A 22,757-nucleotide genomic window follows, 5' to 3' on the forward strand; every position below is an offset into this window, starting at 1 on the left:
TTCATTCGTCGCGGGTGTTCGGAACGGGTCGGCGTGCAGGACCCGTGTAGGTGTATCCGATGGATTTCGGCATTGGCCCCTTGATGCGGCCTCCCTGCGTCATCTGCTCGATGGCGTGAGCGAGGATGCCGACGGAGCGGGCGAGGATGAAGACACCGCGACCGAGTTCGGGGGCCAGACCGAGTTCGCAGTAGATGACGGCCGTCACTCCGTCGACGTTCATGGGAACTCGCTTGGGCTTTCCCGCGCTGATCGCGTCCTCGACGGCGCGTCCGATCTCCGCGAAGCGGCCGTCCACGACGCCCTCCGCCGCTGCGGCGTCGACGAGCGACAGCAGACGCGGCGTACGCGGATCGAGCGGATGGAATCGGTGGCCGAACCCGGGGAAGTACCTGACGCCTGCATCGCGGTGTCGTTGGAGGACGACGCGAGCCGCCTCTTCGAGATCACCGACTCGCGCGAGTTCGGCGTCGATCTCGAGGTACAACTCCATGCACTGCTGGCCGGGACCGCCATGGATGTCGTCGAGGACGTTGATCGCCGAAGCCATCGCGCCGTTGACGGGCGTGCCGCAAGTCGTCGCCATTCGGGCAATCGCGATCGACGGCGCTTGCGGCCCGTGGTCGACGGACGCCACGAGTGCTGCCTCGAAGAGGGTGGCCTGCGCCCTCGACGGCAGCTCGCCGCGCAGCATGAGCCAGATGGTGTCGACGAAGCCGACGTTGCCGATGAGGTCCTGAATGGGATACCCGCGCAGCGCGATCTCGCCCGGGCGGACGTCGATGATCTCCGTCTGCCACCATCGCCGTGCTTCGTCGACGAGCTCTTCCGGCGACACTCCGGTCATCGGCTCGTTCTCCTCACCGAGGTCGATGGGTGTGCTCACGGCGCCGCAGCCAATGTCGCGTCCGCCGATTCGAGCGCAGCGTCGTAGAAGTCTCCGAACAGCTCCTCGTCGGATGGCCGGTCCTCCGCGATGGTGCGCGAGACCCATGTCGTGTTCAGGTAATGGCGAAGGGAGATGTTCTCGGAGGTGATGTTGCCTCCCCAAGTACCGCATCCCATCGACGAGGTCATCGGCATCCCATTCGTGAAGGATCCCGCGTTCGCTTTGGAGTTCGGCTGGCGAACCATGATGCGCGAGACCGGCATATGCCGCGCGAAGTAGTCGATGTGCGCGTCGTCGGTGGAGGCGATGCCGCAGGAGTGGCCCTTGCCACCGATGTCGTAGAGCCGCTTTGCGAGTTCGACGCCATCCTCGAAACTGCCCTCGTAGGGGTGGACCGCCATCAGGGTCGTGAGCTTCTCCTTGCAGAACTGCCTGTCGTCGCCGATGCCGTCGCCCTCGACCAGGATGAACCTGCTGTGCGACGGGATGTCGAATCCCGCCGCCCTCGCGAGCGCCTGTGGCGATACGGCGACGGTGTCTGGCAGACGGTGCCCTTCCTTGTCCCACATCACCGACTGCAGCGCCGCGCGCTCGTCCGAGGTGGCGAGATACCCGCCTTCGCCCTGGAGTGCTTCGAGCATCTCCCGATATCTCGCCGCCGGCACCAGGACGTTCCCATCCGCCGAACAGCCCGAGCCGAAGTCCGACGTCTTCGACATCATGCAGTTGCGTGCCGTCTCCTGAATGTCCGCGGTCTCGTCGACGAACTCGGTTGCGTTGCCCGCCCCCACCCCGTAAGCGGGCGTTCCGGAGCTGTAGGCCGCTCGGACCAGCCCCTGGCCGCCCGTGGCGATCACGAGGTCCGAGCGGCGCATGACCTCCTGCGACGCTGCGAGACTCGGAAGAGTGATGCACTGCAGAATGTCGGCCGGCGCACCCTCAGCTTCCAGCACCTCTCGCATGAGCCTGACGGTCTCGAGGGTCGTGTGCTTCGAGCGCGGGTGCGGAGAGAAGACGACCACGTCGCGCGCCTTGATGGCGTAGATGGCGTTGCCGGCGGGCGTCAGGTCCGGGTTGGTCGTCGGGACGACGCATCCGATGACCCCGACCGGCTTTCCGTACTTGACGAGTCCCTTCTCGGCGTCCTCCTCGATGATGCCCACCGAAGGACTCCGGAGCGCGTCACGAAGGACGCCGCGAATCTTCATCCGTTTGTTCATGCGACTGTCGAAGTCGCCGAGGCCGGACTCCCTGATTCCCATCCCGACCAGCCGATGGAATGCTGAGCGATTCGCGACCGCCCACGCGACCGCCTGGATCAATCGGTCGACGCGGTCCTGGTCATAGGTCTCGATGATTGCGAGCGCCGCCCGGGCGCGGGCGAACACGTCGTCGAGCTCCTGCTCCTGCTCCGGCGACAGGGATTTGGGTGCGGCAGTGGCCATGAAAACTCCGTCTTGAGCGTTGGTGGGGACTGCCGCATGTTAGGCACACGCCGTCGTCGTCGACAAAGCGTGTCCCATTGGGCAGAAATGATCCGATGGCTGTGCCCGGGTCACGACGGGAGTTGTACCACTCGATGGATCGTGTACTTGCCCCCGAACGGGGGTCGGCGATAGCGTCCTCAGCGCTGACCGGGTTCACCGATCGCAATGTCGGGCGGGCCGGCGGCACCCCAGAACGACGTCGGGCGCGCGTGAGCTCATCCGCCGTCGGATCAACGACGATCAAGGAGCCAAGGGATGCGCACACGACTGACTACGAGGTTGGGCGTCGCGGGGATCGGGGCACTGGTTGTGCTCGCGATGGTCGCTTCACCTGCCCATGGAATGGCGGGACCGGCCGAACCGGTCCCGCCCATCGGGTTGACGGGCTTGGAACCGACGGGCGCCGACATGCCGACCGTCGGCGGGAACCTCGGCAATCAACACTACTCGGGGTTGACGGAGATCCGGAAACGCAACGTCGACCGCCTCGCACCGGCATGGCGAACTCATGTGTCGGCCGTCGCGCCCGCCTCCGATGATGTGGGTCAGCAGACGACCCCAATCGTCGTCGACGGCGTGATCTTCCTCGATACGCCGAGCGGCGGCGTGATCGCCGTCGACGGTGCGAGCGGTGATCCCGTCTGGAAGTGGGAGAACGACGTCTACGGCATGTCGGGCACTCGCCGTGGCGTCTCAGCCGGTGACGGCAAGATCTTCACACTTGCAGGCGACAACCACGTCGTCGCCCTCGACGAGGCCACCGGCCAGGAGATCTGGGCGGCGCAGCCCGTCGGCCCGGGGGGTGAGGATCTGGGACGGGTCGGAAAAGTCGCGACCGTGTACTACAACGGAATCGTCTACGCCCACGCTGCGGACGGCGACCGCGGCGCCGTCGTCGCGCTCGACGCGACCGACGGGTCTTATCTGTGGCACTTCTTCGGCGGACCGAAGCGGGGCCAGGAGTTCACCGGAGTCGACGGCGTGACGTTCGATGCGTCGGCGACGTGGGGTCCGGTGCTCCCCGATGGCACCGACTGCGCTGAGGAAGGCGGTGCGACGTCATGGATGCACGGCGCTGTGGACGCTGAACTCGGCATGTACTACATGACCTTCGGCAACGCCCGCAGCTGCACGTCCTCGCAGAACGGGTCCCTCCGCCCCGGAGACAACCTCTTCTCGAGCACGATGGTGGCCGTCGATGCCACGACGGGCGAGTACAAGTGGCACCACCAGTCCATTCGCCACGACGTCTGGGACATGGACAACGTGCACCCGCCGACACTGGCCGACATCGAGATCGGGGGCGAGGAGCGAAAGGTCGTCTTCTACGGCAGCAAGTCGGGGCACCAGTTCGTGCTCGACCGCACGAACGGCGAACCGGTGCTTCCCGTGATCGACAAGCCCATGATCACCGACTCGCGCCAGAACCACGCCCTGACCCAGCCCTTCCCCGAGACACGGCTCCTGCCGGAATGCATCGTGTGGGACAAGCTCGACCCGGAGAACATCCCCGGCGATCCCTGGCGTGGCGTGCCGAACTACAACGGCTACCAGGCCGACGCCGAGGGCAACCTGGTCTTCAACCCCGACAGCTACGTCGCGGTCGACGAGCCGTTCCTCACCTTCCCCGACGGGCACTCGTCGGGGCACCGTGAGGGCTGTATGTACGACCCTCAATGGGATGCGCCGATCCTCTCGACCACCAGCCAGAACGGCGGCGGCGACTGGTCGAACCACTCGTACAGTCACAGCACGAATCTCGTCTACTTCCCGTACGGAACGAACCCGGTGGCTCACTACAACGGCGCCTCCGCCAACGGCCTGCGGGCCATCGGGCAGTACCAGACCGGCGGCATCCTCGCGTACGACGCGTCGACCGGCGAAGTCGCGTGGCGCAACCATCTCGGCACGGACATGTCGCACGGCCAAGGACCGCTGACGACCGCATCAGACCTGCTCTTCGTCGGACAGATCGACGGGGAGTTGCTGGCGATGGATGCCGCTGACGGCGACGTGCTCTGGAACTTCCAGACGGGCTCGGGCATCGCATCCGCGCCGGTCACCTACGAGGTCGACGGCGAACAGTACGTCGCCGTGTTCGCCGCAGGGTCGACCAACCCCTACGGCGGATCGGTCACTCAGGGCGACTCGCTCTGGGCGTTCAAGCTCGGTGGCACCTACACGACCGAGTCGGGAAGCCAAGAGGGGCCGGACACGGCTCCGCTGTCGATCCGTCGTCCGGTGGGCGGCGCTGCTGTCGCTGGCGAGACGGTCGACAACACCGTGCTGCTCGCACGCGCCAACCGCACCGCCGACACCGCTGCGGCGCGCGACAGCGTGTCGCAGAACGGGATGCAGCCCACGCATCTGCGAGTGCCGGTCGGTACGACGGTGACGTTCAGCAATCCGGGGGCCGAGACGTTCCCGAACTTCCCGAACCTGAAGCCGCACTGCGCGACGCAGTTCTTCGAGGGTGAGTTCAACGTCGAGCTGCAGCCAGGAGAGACGTACCAGCACACGTTCGACCGTGCCGGCGACTACTACTTCAATGACTGCACTGATCCGCGGCCGACCGGCAAGATCGAGGTCTACCTGGAGCCACAGGATCAGCTGGGCGCGCTGAGGTTCACACCTGCCCGGCTCGACCTCGGCTCGGGGACGGGCCTGTTCACCGGCGTGAACGGCAAGATCTCGGCACACTTCGAGCTGCCGCCGGGATACGAGTACGAGAGCGGCGCAGTCCTGGTCACTCCGCTCTCGCCGACTCCGATCCCGGCCTCGAAGGTGACGGCCAACAAGAACCGGATCATCGTCAAGTTCGACGCAGCCGACCTCGACAACAACGTGCCGACCGGAGAGGTGACCTTGACCCTGCGGGTCAACGTCCTCAACTCCGAGGCCGTTCAGGAGCAGCTCACGTCGAGTGCGACCGTGACCGTCGTCAAGTAGTCGATTCCGACGCACCACCGATCCGTCTCCGTCGAATTCGACGGGGGCGGATCGGTGCGTGCAGCGTGTGTCCCATTCGGCGAGACTCGACTTTGCACGCACAGGATCGCAGACCAGAGTCTCAGGGGCAGCGATGTGCGCGAGCACGCTCGGCCCGCATCAACAGAGAGGTTGACAATGCACCCTGACACCGTGGCGGTGACGCCGTGACCGACAAGGAACCTGGGTCCGACCCTGAGGAGGGCCGGTCCGCTGAGCCCGAGAAGGCAGCCCCCAAGGCCTCGGAGGCCGCCCTCGGGGAATCCATCTATCTTCACACCGACACCTTCTACGCGGGGCCCGAACTCAACACGGGCGTTCCGGCCGACCCCTTGTTCATCCGCGTGCTCTCCCGGATCGAGATCACGATCGGCGTTGCGCTCTTCGCCCTCATCGTCTTCGGCGTCATGTATCAGGTGCTCGGCCGCTACTTCCCGTCGATCAGCTGGGTCGGCGCGGGTGAAGTCGCACTCATGTCGATGATCACCATGACCTTCATCACGACCGGATACCTCGTAGGTCGTAACGGCCATATCGTGCTCGAGATCTTCGACGAGCTGCTTTCCGGAAGGCGGCTCTTCGTTGTGCTGCGGGTCATCTCGGCGGTCATCATGGTCGCCACGAGTCTCGCCCTCGCATACGAGGCATTCGTCAAAATCGAGACGGAATGGGGCAGACTCAGCGCCGCGATGCATATGCCGATCGGCGTGCTGTACCTCTTCGCGCTGGTCGGCTTCGCGTCGGCCGCGATCCACTCCATCTTTAAGATCCCGTTTGCGAACCGCCCGGAGCGCAAGCTCGACATCGGCGAGATGGAAGGCTGACCCTTGGACCTCTGGCTCTACATCCTGCTGTTCGTCATCTTCCTCCTACTCCGGGTGCCCGTCGCGTTCGCGATGATCGCGGCGAGCATGCTGTACTTCTACAGCCAGGGCCTCTCCGCGGGTTACGCGATCTCGTCCGTCGTGAACGGGATCAACAGCTTCCCGCTGCTCGCAGTCCCGCTGTTCATCTTCGTCGGCACCATCGCCAACCATCTCGGCATCGCCACGCGGCTGTACGACCTTGCACGGTCGCTCCTGCCGCGGCTGCCGGGCAATCTCGCCTACGTGAACCTCGGCACCGCGATCGGCTTCTCCTGGATCAGCGGCTCCGCGCTCGCGGACGCTGCGTCGACGAGCAAGGTCCAGATCCCCCAGATGCTCAAGTCCGGCTACCCGTACGGGTTCTCGGCAGGCCTCACGGCATCGGGCTCGCTCATGAGCACCGTCATGCCGCCGAGCATTCCTGCCGTGCTCTTCGCGGCGACCGCATCGATCTCGACCGGTGCCCTGTTCGCAGGCTCGATCATCCCGGCCATGCTCATGGCGCTCGGACTGGGCGCATACGTCTTCTTCTGGGTGCGGCGCCACCCCGACATCGCGGTCAGCCAGCCGTTCGTCGGATCGATGCTCGCCAAGGCGGCCGTGCGAGTGATCGGACCGGCGATGCTGCCCGTGATCATCCTCGGCGGCATCTTCAGCGGATGGTTCACCCCCACCGAGAGCGCCGGCATCGCGGCGGTCTACATGCTCGTCCTGGGTGCGATCTACCGCACCCTGACCTGGCGGGTGTTCTGGAAGGCGGCCACGGAGACAGTCGTCGTCTCCGCTGGGATCCTCCTGATCCTCGGCGCGTCGAACCTCATGGGTCAGGTGCTCGCTCGCGAGCAGGTATCCCGCGCGCTGGGCGAGTGGCTCACAGGCTTCACCGACAACCCGATCGTGTTCCTGCTGATGCTCAACGTGCTCCTGATCCTGCTCGGCATCCCCCTCGAGGCTCCGCCGGTGATCCTGGTGCTCGTGCCGATCCTCATGCCGATCGTCGCGCAGTTCGGTATTGATCCGGTGCAGCTGGGCGTCATCATGATCCTCAACCTGATGATCGGATCGCTGACACCACCGGTCGGTGCAGTGCTGTTCGTCGTCGGCTCGATCACTCGCAGACCCATGGGCGAGCTGTTCCGTGGAATCCTGCCCTTCCTGATCCCGCTCGGAGTCGTTCTGCTGCTCCTGACACTGTTCCCAGTGATCGTCACGAGTCTGCCGACGCTGCTCGGCCTCATGTAGCCGGGCCCCAGTCTCCGATGGCCCCGCGACGCTCGTGTCCCTCCCCCACCGTCGCGGGGTCATCGGACGAACACGTCGGTTGCGACTGAAAGGAATTCCTATGGCCAGAGACCTCTTCGTGCTGAACGGCTCGAATCTGAACATGCTCGGTCTGCGCCAGCCCGAGCTGTATGGCACCACGACGTTGGACGACGTGCGCCGCGACTGCGAGCGAGTTGCGCGCGAGCTGGGATTCGACCTCTTCTTCGCACAATCCAACGCGGAGCACGAAGTCGTCGAGTGGGTGCACGAGGCCTTTCGCCGGCAAGCGATCGTGGTGATCAACCCAGCGGGCTTCAGTTTCCAGTCCGTGCCGCTCCTCGATGCGCTCAGGATGCTCACCGCTCCGGTCATCGAGGTGCACATCACGAACATCCATGCTCGCGAGGCCGTCTACCACCACTCCCTGATCTCCTCGGTCGCGCGCGTGGTGATCGCAGGCGCCGGCGCGTATGGGTACGAACTGGGGATCCGCGCCGCCGGCCGGTTGGCGGCCGAGGGCATCCGGGATTCGGACAACCACGAAGAGCTGTGATGCGACGGGTCAGCCTCGAGCGATCGCGTCGGCGGCCTCGAACCCGAACACCAGCGCCTTCGTGAGCGCTGTTCCCGTCATGTAGGACGCCCCATGGAAGCCGCCGACGACCTCCCCCGCCGCGTAGAGCCCCTCGATGCGACTTCCGTCGACCCGCTTCACCGAGCTGTCCGCTGCGACGCTGAGTCCGCCATACGTCGAGGTCATCGCGGTCACCGCGGCGTACGCGTAGAACGGTCCGGTTGCCACTGGCACCAGCGCGCCCACCCCGTTCACGAGACCCGTCCGGCCGAATGGGTCCTCATAGCGACCCGACACGCTCTCGTTGTAGTGCGCGACCGTGCGTTCGAGCCTTTCCGGCGGGATTCCGAGTTCGCGCCCGAGCGCCGCAATCGTGGGTGCGCTCACGAAGTGCCCGAGCTCCTCGAGGCGCTCCATGTCCGAGAGCGGAACGCCGGGCTTCGAACGGGCCCGCACGACGGAGTCGAAGATCTGGAAGGCCGTCCGCCCCGGCTGGCTCAGCACCGCAGACCCGAGGACCTTGTACGACTCCGACTCGTCCGCGAAGCGCTCCCCGCGAGAGTTCACGAGGATCGCCCCGAGGTAATTGGCGGTCAGCAGCTCGTGCTCGTCGTCCGTCGATTCCGCGTGCTGCCCGTAGGTGCCGGTGACGTGCCCGATGTCGGCCAGTCCAGCACCGAGCATCCAGGCCATTCGAAGCCCGTCGCCCGTGTTACCGACACCGCCGTACGGCATGGCCGCAGCCTGATCGGGCACGAAGAGCTCGAGCAGTTCGCGCGAGCGCGAGAATCCCCCACTGGCGAGGACGACCCCCGAGCCTGCGATGAGGGCTCCGCTCTCGGACGTGATGCCCGCCACTCTGGATCCATCCGTGACAAGGCCGCCGGCCGCGTGTCCGGGGAGGATTGCGGCACCCGCGGCGACCGCCTCGTACTCGAGATGCGCGAGCAGATCGCCGATGCGAATCAGATGTGCCCGTGCGACCGTCATCCCTGCACTGACCTTGAGTTCGTCGGTCCACGCCCCAGCATGATCGATCGCGGCAACCGCGTTCGCTTGCCGGTCGACGAGCGCCCGCATCAGCACCTCGTCGGCGAAGCCTCCGCCAGTCTCCAGCATGTCCGCGAGGAAGAGGTCGCCGGAGTCCTCGACGCCTGCTCGGCGCTGGAGCGTCGTGCCGGACAGTGCGAACCATCCTCCGCTCATCGCGGAGCTGCCCCCCAGCCGATCGCGCTTCTCAACGAGGGCGACACTCAGTCCGTGCGCGGCGAGACGCTGCGTCGCCGCCAGGCCCGCGAGTCCTCCCCCGATGACGATCGCGTCGAATACCCGACCATCCAGCTTCGTCATCGCCGGCCTTCCTCGTCATGTGCACGGGTCACGACTGCTCCGCTGCTTCGATCTCGGCCCGGAACCGTGCGACGTCGACCGTTGCGCTAGTGCGGGCGGCAAGCGTTGCCGCCTCGACGAGCGCGAGCGTGCGCGAGGCGTCCTCGGCTGAAACGAGGGGTTCCGCACTTCCACGCGCGACCTCGATGAAGTGATCGAGCTGCGCCTGGAACGAGCCCCGCGATGCAACGGGGAGGTAGGTGCGCGACAGGGGCGAATGCCAATCTGCTGGCACTGACGGATCGTAGGCGTACTTCGCGAGGTTGGGCACCGACAACGCCCCGCGCGTGCCGACGATCCGGTAGGCCACCCCGTCGGGGAGGAATGGGAACGCGAGCGTCTCTTCGGTGGCCTGGTCCCAGCCCCACGGCGAGACTCCGGCATCGGAGGCGAGGAGGCTTCCGACCGCTCCGCTCTCGAATCTGAGATTGAGCGACACCGTGTCCTCGACCTCGAGGCCTCGGGCATGCGAGCTGTGCATCGCCTGAATCTCGGCTACCTCGCCGCACAGGTGCCGCAGCAGATCGACGTCGTGCACGACGTTGATGAGCGTCACGCCGGCACCGTGTCGGCGGTGCCAAGGGGTGTCGGTGAAATACGCGTCCCCCTTGCGTGCCGACCAGAGTCCGCTGACGGCGACGATCTGTCCGAGCTCACCGTCGTGGATGGCGGTGCGGGCGCGCGCGACGGCGGGATGGTGACGCCGATGGTGGCCGACCAAGAGGCGTCCATCCAGACGCGCGACGGTGTCGACGAGCCGACGGGACTCGGCGTAGCGCATGGCGACCGGCTTCTCGAGGAGTACCGCGACGCCGGCCTCGAGGCATTCGACAGCCGACTCCACATGCAGCGGGTTCGGGTTGGCGATGATGACCGCATCGAGCTGCTCGGATGCCAGCATTCCCGCGGTGTCCTGAAACGTCGGACACTCGAAGCCGATGTCATCGGGTAAGACCGGGTCGGCGATCGCCGCGAGGGCCGAGCTTGACGCCGCTCGGATGAAGTCGATGTGCTGGCGCCCCATGAAGCCGACTCCGACGACACCGATGCGAAGTGGCAAGGGTTCGGATGCCGTCACGGAGCCTCCCAGCATCGTCGCCTTCGCGACGGTCCCGACCGAGCGTATGCCACGATGGACCGACGCACAGGGAACGTTCCATTCACCGGCGAAAGCCACGAACGATAGCACGGACCGCATGTTCCACTCGACGGGACATCGCTTTGCGAACCGATCGATGTCGGTAAGAGTCAGCACTGCACCGGGCCGTAACTTGACAGCGTGGTCGACGACGATCCCGCTCCGTGCGAGAGGTCTCGACCGGATGTCGCGCGTCGGCCACCGAATGTCACGTCAGAACCCGCACGAAGACGTGCGCACAACAAGAGGAGAGTCCCATGGGCATAGCCCGTTCGACGCGCCGAGGCCTAGCCGCCGCGTCGGTGCTCGCAGCAACCACCCTTGTCATCACCGGCTGTGCCGGAGGCGGCGGCGCTCCCGAAGAGACCGGCGATGCGGGTGCTTCGGAGAACAAGCCCGTCACCCTCACTGTCGCAACGAGCCAGAATGAGCAGACGCCCAACTATTTCTGCGGCGTCGAGGTCCTCCAGGAGCGACTCGAAGGTGCCGACATCGGCTTTACGGTCGAGCTGTACCCGGCGAGTCAGCTCGGCCCAGATGCCGACCGATTCCCGCAGGTCCAGGCAGGCGATATCGATATCGACTTGCAGGGTGCGTCCGCGCTCAGTGCCACCTACGAGCCGATCGGCGTCGTCGATGCCGCCTACGCGTTCAATGACGTGGAACACGCGTTCCAGTGGATCGATGAGAGCTCGGAAGACCTGTTCTCGGGCTTCCACGAGGCCACCGGTGTCAACATCGTCGACGGCTGGTACTTCGGCAACCGTACCTTCACGACGAAGGACGTCGAGGTGCACAGCCCCGACGACCTGGCGGGCGTGCCCATCCGGTTCCCGAACTCCCCGATCTTCCTCGCGAACGCCGAGGCGCTCGGAGTGACGAGCCCCGTCTCGGTTGCGGTGGAGGAGGTCTACACCGCCCTGCAGCAGGGGATCGCGGTGGGCCAGGAGAACCCCATCGTCGCGACGCGCTCGTCGAGCTATGACGAGGTCCTCAACACCGCGATCCTCAACGATCACAACGTCGGCATCCACTGGATCATCGTCAGCGACAAGACATACGAGAAGATGAGCGAGGAGCAGACGGCGCTGCTCGAGGAGACGATCCACGAGATTCGGCCTGAGAATCGCGAGTGTGTCGACGAGGAAACCGAGGAAATCCTCGACGAGTACCGCGCGAACGACGCCTTCACAGTGATCGAGCAGGAGGACATCGACATGGATGCCTTCATCAACAAGTCGGAGGAGTTCTTCGAAGGCTACTTCACCGGCGAGAGCCTCGAGGCCTACCAGGCGATCCGCGAGACGGCAAACTGACCTCAGAGATCAGCAAACGGGGTGGGTGCGATGCGCACCCACCCCGTTCCCGTCTCCACGGTCAGTGATGGCCTCCTGCGCTAATCCGACGACCCAGGCTCAGGGCGGCAGCGCGCACGGCCGGAGCGATGCGGTCGGGTACCACGTCGGAGGCTGAGCCAGCCACAGAGATCGCTGCGATGGGCGCGCCGCCATGATCGAGGATCGGGCTCGCCGCGCATGCGCGGTCGTTCGCGCACTCATCCATCGCGGTGGCTACCCCGAGCCTGCGGATGTCGCTCAACTCCCGCAGGAGCGCTGACGGCTCGGAGATCGTGTGCGGTGTTCGCACGTCCAGTCGATCCTGGATGATGCGCTCGCTGACACCCCTTGGGGAGAACGCCAAGATGGCCTTCCCGAGCGCCGTCGCGTGGGCTGGGAGGCGACCGCCGATCCTCGCGAGTGGCTTGGAGGTCGGCCCGCCGCGCAAGATTGCGATGAAGACGACGTCGGCTCCTTCGAGAATCGCGAGGTTCACCGTCTGACCGGTCGCGTCGCGCAGCTCGGCCATCACGGGGAGCGCGAAGTGACGCAGCCTTCGCGGCTCCTCCACGCTCTGCGCCAGCTCGAAGAGGCGGACGCCCAGGTAGAGCTTGTCGCCGTCGCGGTCGAGGAAACGCTGCGTGACGAGATCAGCGGCGATCCTCGAGACCGTCGACTTCGGAAGGTTGGCACGCCGGGCCAGCTCCGAGACACCGAGCCCTACGTCTTGGTCGCCGAAAGCGTCGAATACGGCCGTCACGCGGTCGAGAACGCTGACCGAATCGGTCCAGTCGGCGGTGCGCATGCCTACGCGGCCGTGAGCCGACGGCTGACGCTCGTGCCTGCGGCACGAACCAGGGGTGCGGCGCTCTCCGGGTCCATCGCTCCGCTGGGGCCCGCGATGGAGATCGCACCGAGCACGACGCGGTCGCCCGAGAGGACGGGGCTGGCGACGGCGAGGATGCCGGGGTACGAGACCTCCAAGTCCACCGCGACGACCGAGGCACGCACATGAGTGAGTTCGTCTCGGAAGTGGTCGGCAGCGGCGGCGATGAGCGGTGCGCTCACCCGGTCCACTACGCCCTGATCGGCGCAGAAGGCGAGGTAGGCTTTGCCGCTCGCCGTCGTCAGTGCGGGCGAGTGCATGCCGGCCCGCGTCGGGAGCATCGGAAGGCGGCCCGCGACGGCGGCGATCGACACCATGTCGGTCCCCTGCGGCACCCAGAGGCCTACTCGTTCTCCCGTGACATCCCGCAGGTGCCGTATTACGGGCGCCGCAGCGGCAAGGAGCCGACGAGGGAGGCTCGCGCGTGCGCCGAGCTCGAAAAGACGCAGCCCGAGCGTCACGCCGTCGTCGCGGCGCTCCAGGTAGCGCTGCCCGGTCAGCTCCGCGACGAGGCGCGAGACGGTGGACTTCGGCAAGTCGGTGCGCATCGCGAGATCGGTGATCGAGATCGAGCCGCCGGACTCCTTCACCGCGTCGAGGATCGCGATGATGCGACCGAGCACGGAGACCGGTCCGCCCGACCGAGCGGGGGTCGTGTTCCATTCGGCGAGACTCGTCATCGAGTGTCCCCTCTCAGCGGCTTGAATCGACGTCGATCGCCCTTCGAACTCGAATGTACTAGTTAGTACAGACCTATGCAATGCTGTTCCGAGAATCACGCGGGCACACCATAGCCGGTGGCCACAGAAAGGTGCCATGCGCACATCGATCGCCACGGTCTGCCTGAGCGGCACACTCGATCAGAAGCTCGTCGCCGCACATGAGGCGGGTTTCGATGGAGTTGAGATCTTCGAGCCGGACCTGGTCGCCTCGCCTCAGTCGCCTGAGGCGATCAGAGCGCGAGCCGAGGAGCTCGGGCTCTCTCTCGACCTGTACCAGCCCTTTCGCGATTTCGAGGGCGTCGGCCCTGAACTCCTCGAGCAGAACATTCGTCGCGCGGCGGCGAAGTTCGCCCTGATGAATCGCCTTGGCATCGAAACCATGTTGCTGTGCAGCAACGTCGCGACCGCGCGCAGCGGGGATGAGCAGCTTGCCGCGACTCAACTGCGGCAACTCGGGGACGTCGCCGGGCGCTTCGGTGTTCGCGTCGCCTATGAGGCGCTCGCTTGGGGCCGATTCGTCGACAGCTATGAAGTCGCCGCTCGCATCGTGCGCCTCACCGACCATCCACGCATCGGCCTCTGTCTTGACAGCTTCCATATCCTCTCGAAGGGGCATGATCCTCAGGCGATCGAGACCATACCCGCCGACAAGATCTTCTTCGTCCAAGTGGCAGACGCCCCGCTCCTCTCGATGGACGTGCTCTCGTGGAGCCGGCACCACCGCCTCTTCCCGGGAGAGGGCGGCTTCGACCTCGGCACCTTCATGGCACACCTGGTCCGCACGGGCTACGACGGTCACGTCTCGCTCGAGATATTCAACGACACGTTCCGCCAAGCTGATCCCCGCGCTACGGCGGTCGACGCTCGACGCTCCCTGCGCTGGCTCGAGCATGAGACAGCCGCGTCCTTGGGCTCCGCCGCGGGTGGCCGCGCCGCTCGAATGTCGACAGCCACGCTTCCCAAGATCGAACCCGCTGCCGACATGAACTACGTGGAGTTGCGAACCAGCGAGCTGCAAGAGCTTAGACGCCTTCTCATGCAACTGGGCTTTCGCTCCCATGGCGAGCACCGGACCAAGAACGTCGAGCTGTGGTCACAGGGTGCAGCTCGGGTCGTGCTCGGCGCGCCGGACTCGGAGCATCCGCGGCCGACGGTGGCCGGCCTCGGCCTCTCGGTGAGTGATCCCGCCACCGCATTGCGGCGGGCGAAGGAACTCTTCGCGCCCGAGGTTCCTCGCGAGGAGGGAGCGGGCGAGGAACCCCTCGTGGGTGTTCGAGCGCCCGACGGTTCGGAGGTGTTCTTCGGTGCCGAGGGAGAAACGGAGCCGCGATGGGTGAGTGAGTTCGGCACCCCCGATCACGATGACCCGCACATGATCGAACGTGTCGATCATGTCAACCTTGCGCAGCCGTGGCAGCACTTCGATGCAGCGGTCCTCTTCCTCCACTCGGTGCTCGATCTGCGCGCGGAGGCATCGATCGAGGTGGCCGCACCGGTGGGCCTCGTGCGCAGCCAGGTGCTTCGTAGCGCCAACGGAACCCTTCGAATCGCTCTCAATCTGGTGCCCTCCGGTGCGAGCGAAGATGCGATCCTGCCGCAGCACATCGCCTTCGCAACGTCCGATATCCTCGCGCTCGCTCGAGCGGCACGCGAGCGCGGCTTCAGACCCCTCGACATCCCCGCGAACTACTACGACGACATCGAGGCGCGCTTCCAGATCGAACCTGCCCTCCTGGATGAGCTCAGGGAACTGAACGTCATGTACGACCGGGACGAGTCCGGTTCGTTCCTGCACTTCTACACACCTCCCATCGGGACCGTGTTCCTCGAGGTCGTCGAACGACGTGATGGATATGCGGGCTACGGTGCGCTCAACGCGCCCGTCCGACTGGCGGCCCAGTACGAGCATCGCCGCGCCGCAAGTCAGGAGGCTCGCGCGTGATCCGCCACGTCGCCGTCTTTCGATTCATCCCCGAATTCACGACTGAACAGCGAGACCACTGGATGTCACTCTTGCGGGCGCTGCCGGAGCAGATCCCGCAACTGCGAAGCATGAGCGTCGGTCCGGATGTGCTGGGAGGCCCGGCCTCGCATGAACTTGCGCTCGTTGCCGACTTCGATGATCTTGACGCGCTGGATGCCTACACGCGGCATCCAGCCCACGCCGAGGTGCTCAGGATATCCGCACCGGTGAAGGCGTCACTCGCGACGGTCGACTTCGAAATCCCGGATGCGTCGTGATGGGTCGAAAGCGGGACCTCGGATCGAGTCTTCGCCCGCGCCGAGGACACTACCTCGTCGGCCTGATCGGCGAAGGCATCACAGCATCCCTGACGCCGGCGATGCATGAATCAGAGGCCACAGAGCTGGGACTCGACTACGAGTACCGCATCTTGGATCTCATCGAGCTCGGCCGACCGGCCGAGGACGTCGGCGCGATACTCGCCGAAGCCGAATCTGCCGGCTTCGCCGCGATGAACATCACCCACCCCTGCAAACAGCTCGTCCTCGACCTCGTCGATGAGCTGGACACGGATGCCGCGCACCTGGGTGCAGTGAATCTCGTGGTGTTCGACGATGGCCGTCTCGTCGGGTACAACACGGACTGGATGGGATACCGCGACGGTCTCACGACAGGCCTGCCAGGAGCATCGCTCGAGCGCGTCGTGCAGATCGGCTGCGGCGGCGCGGGCGCTGCGACCGCATATGCGCTCCTCTCGAAGGGCACGGAGCGGCTAGATCTGTCGGACGTCGACGCCACTCGCGCGGAGGACCTCGCCGCCCGCATGCGGGTTCACTTCCCGACACAGACCATCGAAACGTTCGACCTGGACGACGTTCCCCAGGCCATCGCCCACGCAAGCGGCGTCGTCCATGCGACACCGCTGGGGATGCTGCATCACCCGGGGATCGCCTTCGACCTCGACCTGCTGCGGGAAGGAGCGTGGGTGTCGGATGTCGTCTACCGACCGCTCGAGACCGAGCTCGTCCGACAGGCGACCAATCGGGGGCATCCTGTGCTCGACGGCGGGCGGATGGCCGTGGGCCAGGCATGCGCTAGTCTCCAAATCATCACGGGCATGTTGCCCGATCGTGACCGGATGGAGCGGCACTTCCGAGCGCTCATCTGCGCTGAGGAGCAGTCCGGCACTGGAGGGAGCTCGTCATGACCGATCGGCTGAGCGATCCGCGCGACAGCGGGATGACCGACCGTGCGATCCGCACCCAGGGAGACATCCTCGAGGTCGCCACCGCGGAATTCGCAGCAAACGGTTATGCGGGTGCGCGAGTCGACGAGATCGCCGCGCGCACGCGCACTACGAAGCGCATGATCTATTACTACTTCGGCTCGAAGGAGGGGCTCTACCTCGCAGTTCTGGAACGCGTGTACGCGCAGATCCGCCAGGTTGAGCGCGGCATCCACATCGACGAGCTGTCCCCCGACGAGGCACTGCGAACGCTCGCGGAGGCAACGTTCGATCACCACACGACGCACGAGGCATTCATCCAGCTCGTCGGCATCGAGAACATCCATCGCGCCGAGCATCTGCGTCAGTCCGAGACGATCCTGCGCGAGAACGTCACGGCCATCACACTGCTCGAGGAGGTCATCGAACGAGGGGTGCGCGACGGCATCTTTCGCGCCGACGTCGATGCGCTGGACGTGCACATGATCATCAGCGCCTACGCGTGCTTCCATGTTGCCAACCGGCACACGTTCGCCGCCATCTTCGAGAGGGACATGCTCGACCCCGCACTCCAGGAATCGCACCGACGGCTCATCGGCGACATGATCGTCGCGACGATGACGGGTCATCGCGACGACCGACGCGTGCACTGACGGGCGTCAGACCGCTCCTGGCCTGCCCGCGCCCAGGCGGCCCGTGAGAGTCAGCGCGGCCGCGCGGATGGCCGGTGCGAACCGGTCAGCGTCGAATCCGTCCGCGCATCCCGACACCGAGATCGCCCCCACGAGTCCGCCCGAGGGCGCGAACACCGCGCTCGCCGCACAAGACAGGCCGGCGGCGAACTCCCCCACCTCTGCGGCGAGCTCGCCTCGTCGAATGTCGTCGAGCTGACGCCTCAGCTCTGCCGGCTCGCTGATCGTCCGGGACGTCCAGGCGTCGAGCCCTGAAGAGACGACCTCGTCGACGTCGGAAAGGGGTGAGTGCGCGAGCACTGCCTTTCCCAGCGCGGTGGCATGGATCGGGAGCCGTCCGCCGATGCGAACGGCCGGCGGTACCGCCGAGCGGCCGTGCATGACGGCGATGCAGACCATCTCACGCCGGTCGCGGATGGCCAGGTGCACGTTCTCGCCCGTCTTGTTACGAAGGCCTGCCATCACAGGCAGAGCGGCGACCCTGAGTTCCCGCGGCTGCTCGGCGAGCTGCCCGAGCTCGAAGAGCCGTAGGCCCAAATGGATCCGCTTTCCATCGCGTTCGAGATATCTCTGGCGCACGAGCGTCGCGACCAGCCGGGAAACGGTCGACTTGGGAAGGTCTGCGCGCAGAGCGAGTTCGGAGATGCCCAATCCCCTGTCGTCCTGGTCGAAGGCCTCGAGGATGGAGGTCATCCGGTCGAGGACGCCGACTGCGTCGTTCACGGCGTCGGGCATCGGTCAGGCCATCTGCAGTGCCAGCCGGTGCGTGAGCGCGAGAGCCGCGTGCCGCACCAGGGGCATCATCCTGCCCGCGTCCATGTCCGTCACCGGCCCCGCGACGGAGATCGCCGCCACCGGCACGCGTTCCGGCGACAAGACCGGGCTCGCGACCCCGACCACTCCGGGAAAAGTCTCGCAGCGGTCGATGGCGACCGATTCTCTGCGAACCATGGCGAGCTCCAGCTCGAACATGTGACGCTGGTGAGGGTCGAGGGCGGTCATCACGCTGGAGAGGACCGACTCGTCGTTCGTGAACGCCAGGACCGCCTTGCCGAGGGCGGTCGTCACCGAGGGCACTCGAACTCCCGCCCGGGACGGCACCGGTCGCAACCGCCCCCGCACCGAGATCACTGAGAGCATGTCGCTTCCCTCCTGAACCGCGACGTTCAGATGCTCACCGGTCGCGTTGAACAGCTCGGCCAGCACCGGCAGTGCCGCGACACTGAGGCGCCGGGGGGTGCTGGCGCGTGCGCCGAGCTCGAAGAGCCTCAGACCGATTACGACTCCATACTCGCTCCGCATCAGGTACCGCTGCCGGATTAGGTCGCCAACGAGTCGCGAGACGGTGGACTTCGGGATGCCGGTGGCCAGAGCGAGCTGGGTGATCGTGGTTGTGCCGTGCGACTCGCGGACGGTGTCGAGAATGGCGAGGATCCGGTCGAGCACGCATACCGGCTCGTCTCTGAGTGCGGATCGCATGAGTGCAGTATCCGTCGAGTTCGAGAGGGCGGCAAGCGTGCCTCGCGTCGACGCTGTCATGATTCCACTCAATGGAACACGGCCCTCCATAGCACCGTCTCAGGGCGCTGAGAGGGGGCCTGAACCCTCCACATGGATGGGTTCAGACCCCCTACCTGGGACTCTCGGTCTTGGTTCGGCGTTAGGCCGCGCAGAACGGCTTGATACCCATGGCGCTCTCCAGACCCTCCATGACGTGCTGCTTGAAGAACTCGTCGCCCGCCAGCGGAGCGTCGGTCCAGGCCGCGACGTCGTGACCGAGCGTCGTCAGCCACGACCGACCGCCGTCGTAGTAGTGGCACCAGCTGACCGGGTGCGATTCGCCGTGGCCCGCGGGGGTGGCCTCGCTGGTCGCCTGGTCGACCTCGAGCAGCACGTTGACGTAGCTCGGGTAGGGCACCAAGTTGTACCACTCGTCCTTGAAGGTCCAGGTCTTCGGCATGAACGAGGTTGACACGTCCTTCCTGTTGATCCTCTCGACCGTTCCCTCGCGGTTCGGTCCGTGGTTGTAGAAGTTCGCTCCGCCCAGGAGGCCCTCGTAGTACGGCCAGTGGTACTCGGCACCGAAGGCGTTGTGGATGCCGACGAAACCGCCGCCGCCGCGGACGTACTGCATGAGCGAGGTCTGCGCAGCGTCGTCGAGGGTGTCACGGTTGGAGCCCAGGAACACGACGGCCTGGTACTTGTTCAATCGGCTGAAGCTCGCGAGGTCCTCCGTGTAGTCGACGGCGATCCCACGTTCCTCGGCCCACGCCTTGAGGGCGATCTGGGCGACGTTGTCGGCGTTCAGCGGCGGGTTGAGCCCTGGTGCCAGCGGTGTGCCGAGGTGGGCGTGTCGCGGGCCGGCAGTGCGGCTCCAGACGAAGATGCGCTTCTCTTCGCCCTCGACCCATCCGTTGCCCCACTCGTTGTAGCACTCGGGATCGGTGCCGCGACAGACGCCGTAGTCCTTGATCTCGTCGAGGTAGATCTCGTCGGCGGATACCGACTGTCCACCACCTCCGTGTCCGTTTCCATGTCCATTGCCCCGGTCGTTGCCGAGGGCCGCTCCGCCGAGCGCCAGGCCGGCGCCGAGCGCCGCGGCGGCGACGAGGGCGGCTCCGGAGCGTATGAGCGATTTCATTTGATCTCCTTTGATCGTTCGTGCTGACCTCGGGTGCGCCAAGCGCGATCGGCCCGGGGCTGGTGCGAATCTAGGCGTCCCCGAAGCCGCACGGCAAAGCCCGTTCCACCCAGTAAGCCAGCGGGGTCTTCCGATGGACACGAACGTCGGTCATGCCCTTCACTGGAAAGCGGAGGCGCCATGAACGACGGACGATTGCTCGTCGTATGCAAAGACGACAGCATGCTCGAGGTGATCGACCTCGAGACGTCGAAAATTGCAGGGGCCGTGCTCGCCTCAGGCTTCGCACCGCACGAGGTCGTCGCGACAGGCGACGGACGACTTGCGTACATGCCGGTGTACAGCAATGCGCCTGTCGGGTCCCCTGGAAGCGACGGCCGGCGGGTCGATATCGTCGATCTCCTGACCTTTCAACGTGTCGGCGAAATCCGCCTGGCCTTCCCGAGCCGTCCGCACCAATCCAGTCTGCTCACGAGCGATCGTGTGGTCGTCTCCACTGAGCTCGACGAATCAGTCACCGTGATCGACCGGCGAACCCTTGACGTCGTCGCGCGGTTGCCGACCGGTCAGGCGGAATCCCACACGTTCGCGGTCAGCGCCGACGGAAGTCGTATCGTGACGGCGAATGTCGGCCCGGGGAGCGTCAGCGTCATCGATGTCCCTTCGCGCACGCTCCTCGGCGTCGTGGAGGTCGCTGCGAAGGTGAATCGCATCTGCCTCGAACCCGATGGACGTTTCGCCTATACGGCTGACCAGGGTTCGCCCTGCATCGCCGTCATCGATACAGAGCTCGTCGAGCATGTCGCTTCGATCGAACTGCCGTCGGTCGGATTCGGTTCGGCGGTGACGGCCAACGGCTTGCACATCGTCGTCGCTCTCAGGGAGGCTTCGGAGATCGCGGTGGTCGATCGCCGATCAGGCGAGATCGTGCATCGAGTCGCAACACCGAATCACCCTCAGGCGATCGTTCTCCATCCCGACGGCGTCCGCGCATATTCCGCCTGCGACGCCGACAATTGCGTCGTGGAGCTCGACATCCGCGCGGGTCGACTCCTGCGTCGGCTAGAGACCGGTCGCAAGCCCGATGGGATCGCCTGGAGCCCGCCTCCCTCTTCGGACTCGAAGAACTGACAGTGCGAGTCATAGAGATCGGCACTGACCCCTACCGGCTCAACCACGCCCGTCAGCACACCAGCAGCTGAGACCCCAGCGACGAGTCCGTCGCTGCGATCACGCAGCCGTGGACGTGGTGGGGGTGTCGGAACGGTATGAGTGCCCGAGTTGGGTGCTGAGTCCGAAGTAGTGACGGAAGTTGTAGATCAGAGGTTCCCATACCCCGGGATCCACATGGTTGGTGCCCGGCACCACGATCTGCTCAGCGGCGTGCACCCGGCTCACAGCCGCCTCGATGATCATGAACCCGCCCGCTGCCCCAGGGATCACGTTCACGGCTTCACCTTCGAGCTGGAACGGGCACTCCGCCACCCGCGGCGGCCGGACCGTCGCGGACGGGGCGGGCGTCAACCCGGCGGCACCGAATTTGTCCGGTTCGAACCTCATTCCAGCGGGTTTGCTCGCCGGGACCGGGAACCGCCCCGTCAACGACGCCAGCCGTTCAATGTTCGCCCACGACCCCGCGGACGGCACACTCACGACCAGCTCAGGTCGTTCGAGAAGATTCGTGACGGTCTGACCAGTTGAGCCGATCCCGAGCACCAGGGTGTGGCCCAACGCCCATGCCGATGAGATCGGCGCGAGGTTGAACGTCCCATCGGAGTTCTCGGTCGTGACCAACACCACCGGGGTCCCGAAGTACAGGATGTTCGGCTCGATCACGACAAAGCCGTCAGCACCAACCTGTGATTCAACGTCAACAGCACTACTCACACCAACCAACGTAGGCGCTGGACACTTCGGTCTGAGGCGAACTGTGCCGCACGACGTACTCCGCACTTCGATTGCCGCGGTGGGCCACACCTTCAGTTGACGTGACCACCGGCCAGTGGCCTTCGTTCAAGCCGTGGCCTTCGTTCAAGCCGTCACAGTCATCCGGCCGATTCAGTCGCCTGCCCGCCCTCATTGGCGTCGCCGCGCGTTTGCTGCCCAGACAACCTCATTTACACTGACCCAGTCGTCGACGCCGAGCTGAAGCAGCAATTCGACTACTCCCGTGTCAGCGCGACCTCGGCTTCAAGATCGTTGAAGTCCGGGTCTCCTTCACCGTCGCTGCATCGGAATGTCAGCAGGCCGTTGGCATCTACCGAAACCCGCATTCCCGCATTCCCGATCCAGGCATGCGTGACATCCTGAATCCCAGGCGTTCCAGACCCGAAGCGACCGAACCGCCTTTGAATTCCACTTGAGCCGAATCTGGATGCTACTTGGCGCCATATCTCGCCAGAGGACGATGTCGTCGGAGATCATCGAATTGATCTTGAACGTACCGCCGCGCACCTTTAACCGGAGCCCTTGGGGTGGGTACGCCTTTGAACCGATGAACCGAACGACGAGTTCGGTCACCTCGGAGGGCAGTTCATAGAGGCTGTAAAGGGGCCCACCCCAGTCGATCTCATTCGTCCGTTGCGCAGCGAAGCGTGATGCCAAGTCAGGAGTCATCTCAACACCCCGGTCGTCTGAAGGGATCAATTGCTGCGTGGTCCCGTAGAGGTGCATCTCCTCATGCAAGCGGATATCCTC

General features: G+C 65.5%; 20 protein-coding genes. 10 read left to right on the plus strand and 10 right to left on the minus strand.

The genetic code is table 11. The features are described from left to right. Position 1: 1 nt before the first annotated feature. Together AC1C2T_RS17035 and AC1C2T_RS17040 are read right to left on the minus strand one after the other, a co-directional pair. Positions 2-886: a citryl-CoA lyase gene (locus tag AC1C2T_RS17035; RefSeq protein ID WP_495386076.1), complete on the minus strand. Its 885-nt coding sequence runs from the start codon at positions 884-886 to the stop codon at positions 2-4. Further along, positions 883-2,334, minus strand: a complete 1,452-nt coding sequence (locus AC1C2T_RS17040) for an aldehyde dehydrogenase family protein (protein ID WP_495386077.1) — start codon at positions 2,332-2,334, stop codon at positions 883-885. The genes AC1C2T_RS17035 and AC1C2T_RS17040 overlap by 4 nt, the downstream gene beginning before the upstream one ends. A 297-nt stretch (positions 2,335-2,631) precedes the next feature. Here AC1C2T_RS17040 and AC1C2T_RS17045 point away from each other — a divergent pair, with 297 nt between their 5' ends. From AC1C2T_RS17045 to AC1C2T_RS17060, 4 genes are all read left to right on the plus strand, one after another. After that, complete coding sequence (locus AC1C2T_RS17045; protein ID WP_495386078.1) at positions 2,632-5,325, plus strand: outer membrane protein assembly factor BamB family protein; 2,694 nt, start codon at positions 2,632-2,634, stop codon at positions 5,323-5,325. A gap of 206 nt (positions 5,326-5,531) precedes the next feature. Continuing rightward, complete coding sequence (locus AC1C2T_RS17050) at positions 5,532-6,188, plus strand: TRAP transporter small permease (RefSeq protein WP_495386079.1); 657 nt, start codon at positions 5,532-5,534, stop codon at positions 6,186-6,188. Between the two features lie 3 nt (positions 6,189-6,191). Beyond that, positions 6,192-7,472: a TRAP transporter large permease gene (locus AC1C2T_RS17055; RefSeq protein ID WP_495360107.1), complete on the plus strand. Its 1,281-nt coding sequence runs from the start codon at positions 6,192-6,194 to the stop codon at positions 7,470-7,472. Between the two features lie 100 nt (positions 7,473-7,572). Further along, on the plus strand, positions 7,573-8,046 hold the full coding sequence (locus tag AC1C2T_RS17060) for a type II 3-dehydroquinate dehydratase (protein ID WP_495360108.1): 474 nt from the start codon (positions 7,573-7,575) through the stop codon (positions 8,044-8,046). A gap of 9 nt (positions 8,047-8,055) precedes the next feature. Here AC1C2T_RS17060 and AC1C2T_RS17065 read toward each other — a convergent pair whose 3' ends face one another. Then, complete coding sequence (locus AC1C2T_RS17065; protein ID WP_495386080.1) at positions 8,056-9,417, minus strand: FAD-dependent oxidoreductase; 1,362 nt, start codon at positions 9,415-9,417, stop codon at positions 8,056-8,058. A gap of 28 nt (positions 9,418-9,445) precedes the next feature. Next, complete coding sequence (locus AC1C2T_RS17070; RefSeq protein ID WP_495386081.1) at positions 9,446-10,534, minus strand: Gfo/Idh/MocA family protein; 1,089 nt, start codon at positions 10,532-10,534, stop codon at positions 9,446-9,448. 317 nt (positions 10,535-10,851) lie between these two features. On the opposite strand from AC1C2T_RS17070, the gene dctP reads away from it, so the two are divergent. Then, entirely contained in the window at positions 10,852-11,910 is a 1,059-nt protein-coding gene (gene dctP / locus AC1C2T_RS17075; protein ID WP_495386082.1) for a TRAP transporter substrate-binding protein DctP, read from the plus strand. Between the two features lie 61 nt (positions 11,911-11,971). Here the strand turns inward: dctP and AC1C2T_RS17080 are convergent, their stop codons facing one another. Together AC1C2T_RS17080 and AC1C2T_RS17085 are read right to left on the minus strand one after the other, a co-directional pair. Next, the gene (locus AC1C2T_RS17080; RefSeq protein WP_495386083.1) at positions 11,972-12,736 is read right to left on the minus strand and encodes an IclR family transcriptional regulator; all 765 of its coding nucleotides are present in this window, start codon (positions 12,734-12,736) and stop codon (positions 11,972-11,974) included. Positions 12,737-12,738: 2 nt separating this feature from the next. Next, positions 12,739-13,497 carry an IclR family transcriptional regulator gene (locus AC1C2T_RS17085; RefSeq protein ID WP_495360113.1) on the minus strand — a complete coding sequence of 253 codons (759 nt, stop codon included), beginning with the start codon at positions 13,495-13,497 and terminating at the stop codon, positions 12,739-12,741. 136 nt (positions 13,498-13,633) lie between these two features. Between AC1C2T_RS17085 and AC1C2T_RS17090 the strand changes: the two genes are divergently transcribed. From AC1C2T_RS17090 to AC1C2T_RS17105, 4 genes are read left to right on the plus strand one after another with little or no spacing between them, the layout of a single operon-like run. Next, positions 13,634-15,481, plus strand: a complete 1,848-nt coding sequence (locus AC1C2T_RS17090) for a bifunctional sugar phosphate isomerase/epimerase/4-hydroxyphenylpyruvate dioxygenase family protein (protein WP_495386084.1) — start codon at positions 13,634-13,636, stop codon at positions 15,479-15,481. After that, on the plus strand, positions 15,478-15,780 hold the full coding sequence (locus AC1C2T_RS17095) for a Dabb family protein (protein WP_495360115.1): 303 nt from the start codon (positions 15,478-15,480) through the stop codon (positions 15,778-15,780). Before AC1C2T_RS17090 ends, AC1C2T_RS17095 begins: the two co-directional genes overlap by 4 nt. Further along, a complete protein-coding gene (locus AC1C2T_RS17100; protein WP_495386085.1) occupies positions 15,780-16,709 on the plus strand; it encodes a shikimate dehydrogenase in 930 nt (309 codons plus the stop codon). Before AC1C2T_RS17095 ends, AC1C2T_RS17100 begins: the two co-directional genes overlap by 1 nt. Further along, positions 16,706-17,380 (plus strand): TetR family transcriptional regulator, encoded by a 675-nt coding sequence (locus tag AC1C2T_RS17105; RefSeq protein WP_495360117.1) that lies wholly within the window; start codon positions 16,706-16,708, stop codon positions 17,378-17,380. Before AC1C2T_RS17100 ends, AC1C2T_RS17105 begins: the two co-directional genes overlap by 4 nt. 6 nt (positions 17,381-17,386) lie before the next feature. Here the strand turns inward: AC1C2T_RS17105 and AC1C2T_RS17110 are convergent, their stop codons facing one another. The 3 genes from AC1C2T_RS17110 to AC1C2T_RS17120 all read right to left on the minus strand — a co-directional run bounded on the left by AC1C2T_RS17110 (position 17,387) and on the right by AC1C2T_RS17120 (position 20,060). Beyond that, positions 17,387-18,154 carry an IclR family transcriptional regulator gene (locus AC1C2T_RS17110; RefSeq protein ID WP_495360118.1) on the minus strand — a complete coding sequence of 256 codons (768 nt, stop codon included), beginning with the start codon at positions 18,152-18,154 and terminating at the stop codon, positions 17,387-17,389. Between the two features lie 3 nt (positions 18,155-18,157). Beyond that, a complete protein-coding gene (locus tag AC1C2T_RS17115) occupies positions 18,158-18,958 on the minus strand; it encodes an IclR family transcriptional regulator (protein ID WP_495360119.1) in 801 nt (266 codons plus the stop codon). A gap of 121 nt (positions 18,959-19,079) precedes the next feature. Next, positions 19,080-20,060, minus strand: coding sequence for a ThuA domain-containing protein (locus AC1C2T_RS17120; protein WP_495360120.1), 981 nt, complete (start codon positions 20,058-20,060; stop codon positions 19,080-19,082). A 180-nt stretch (positions 20,061-20,240) separates the two neighbouring features. Here AC1C2T_RS17120 and AC1C2T_RS17125 point away from each other — a divergent pair, with 180 nt between their 5' ends. Next, positions 20,241-21,191, plus strand: coding sequence for a YncE family protein (locus tag AC1C2T_RS17125; protein WP_495386086.1), 951 nt, complete (start codon positions 20,241-20,243; stop codon positions 21,189-21,191). Positions 21,192-21,290: 99 nt separating this feature from the next. Here AC1C2T_RS17125 and AC1C2T_RS17130 read toward each other — a convergent pair whose 3' ends face one another. After that, positions 21,291-21,947, minus strand: a complete 657-nt coding sequence (locus tag AC1C2T_RS17130; RefSeq protein WP_495360826.1) for a flavin reductase family protein — start codon at positions 21,945-21,947, stop codon at positions 21,291-21,293. Positions 21,948-22,757 lie beyond the last annotated feature (810 nt).

It is taken from the genome of Agromyces sp. Y558 (assembly GCF_059445415.1).

Bases quoted from the DNA above. Each gene is read 5' to 3' on its own strand.
- AC1C2T_RS17110 (WP_495360118.1), bottom strand. From the start codon at position 18,154: ATGCCCGACGCCGTGAACGACGCAGTCGGCGTCCTCGACCGGATGACC.
- AC1C2T_RS17040 (WP_495386077.1), bottom strand. From the start codon at position 2,334: ATGGCCACTGCCGCACCCAAATCCCTGTCGCCGGAGCAGGAGCAGGAG.
- dctP (WP_495386082.1), top strand. From the start codon at position 10,852: ATGGGCATAGCCCGTTCGACGCGCCGAGGCCTAGCCGCCGCGTCGGTG.
- AC1C2T_RS17060 (WP_495360108.1), top strand. From the start codon at position 7,573: ATGGCCAGAGACCTCTTCGTGCTGAACGGCTCGAATCTGAACATGCTC.
- AC1C2T_RS17085 (WP_495360113.1), bottom strand. From the start codon at position 13,497: ATGACGAGTCTCGCCGAATGGAACACGACCCCCGCTCGGTCGGGCGGA.
- AC1C2T_RS17090 (WP_495386084.1), top strand. From the start codon at position 13,634: ATGCGCACATCGATCGCCACGGTCTGCCTGAGCGGCACACTCGATCAG.
- AC1C2T_RS17045 (WP_495386078.1), top strand. From the start codon at position 2,632: ATGCGCACACGACTGACTACGAGGTTGGGCGTCGCGGGGATCGGGGCA.
- AC1C2T_RS17065 (WP_495386080.1), bottom strand. From the start codon at position 9,417: ATGACGAAGCTGGATGGTCGGGTATTCGACGCGATCGTCATCGGGGGA.
- AC1C2T_RS17105 (WP_495360117.1), top strand. From the start codon at position 16,706: ATGACCGATCGGCTGAGCGATCCGCGCGACAGCGGGATGACCGACCGT.
- AC1C2T_RS17120 (WP_495360120.1), bottom strand. From the start codon at position 20,060: ATGAAATCGCTCATACGCTCCGGAGCCGCCCTCGTCGCCGCCGCGGCG.
- AC1C2T_RS17115 (WP_495360119.1), bottom strand. From the start codon at position 18,958: ATGACAGCGTCGACGCGAGGCACGCTTGCCGCCCTCTCGAACTCGACG.
- AC1C2T_RS17080 (WP_495386083.1), bottom strand. From the start codon at position 12,736: ATGCGCACCGCCGACTGGACCGATTCGGTCAGCGTTCTCGACCGCGTG.
- AC1C2T_RS17100 (WP_495386085.1), top strand. From the start codon at position 15,780: ATGGGTCGAAAGCGGGACCTCGGATCGAGTCTTCGCCCGCGCCGAGGA.
- AC1C2T_RS17125 (WP_495386086.1), top strand. From the start codon at position 20,241: ATGAACGACGGACGATTGCTCGTCGTATGCAAAGACGACAGCATGCTC.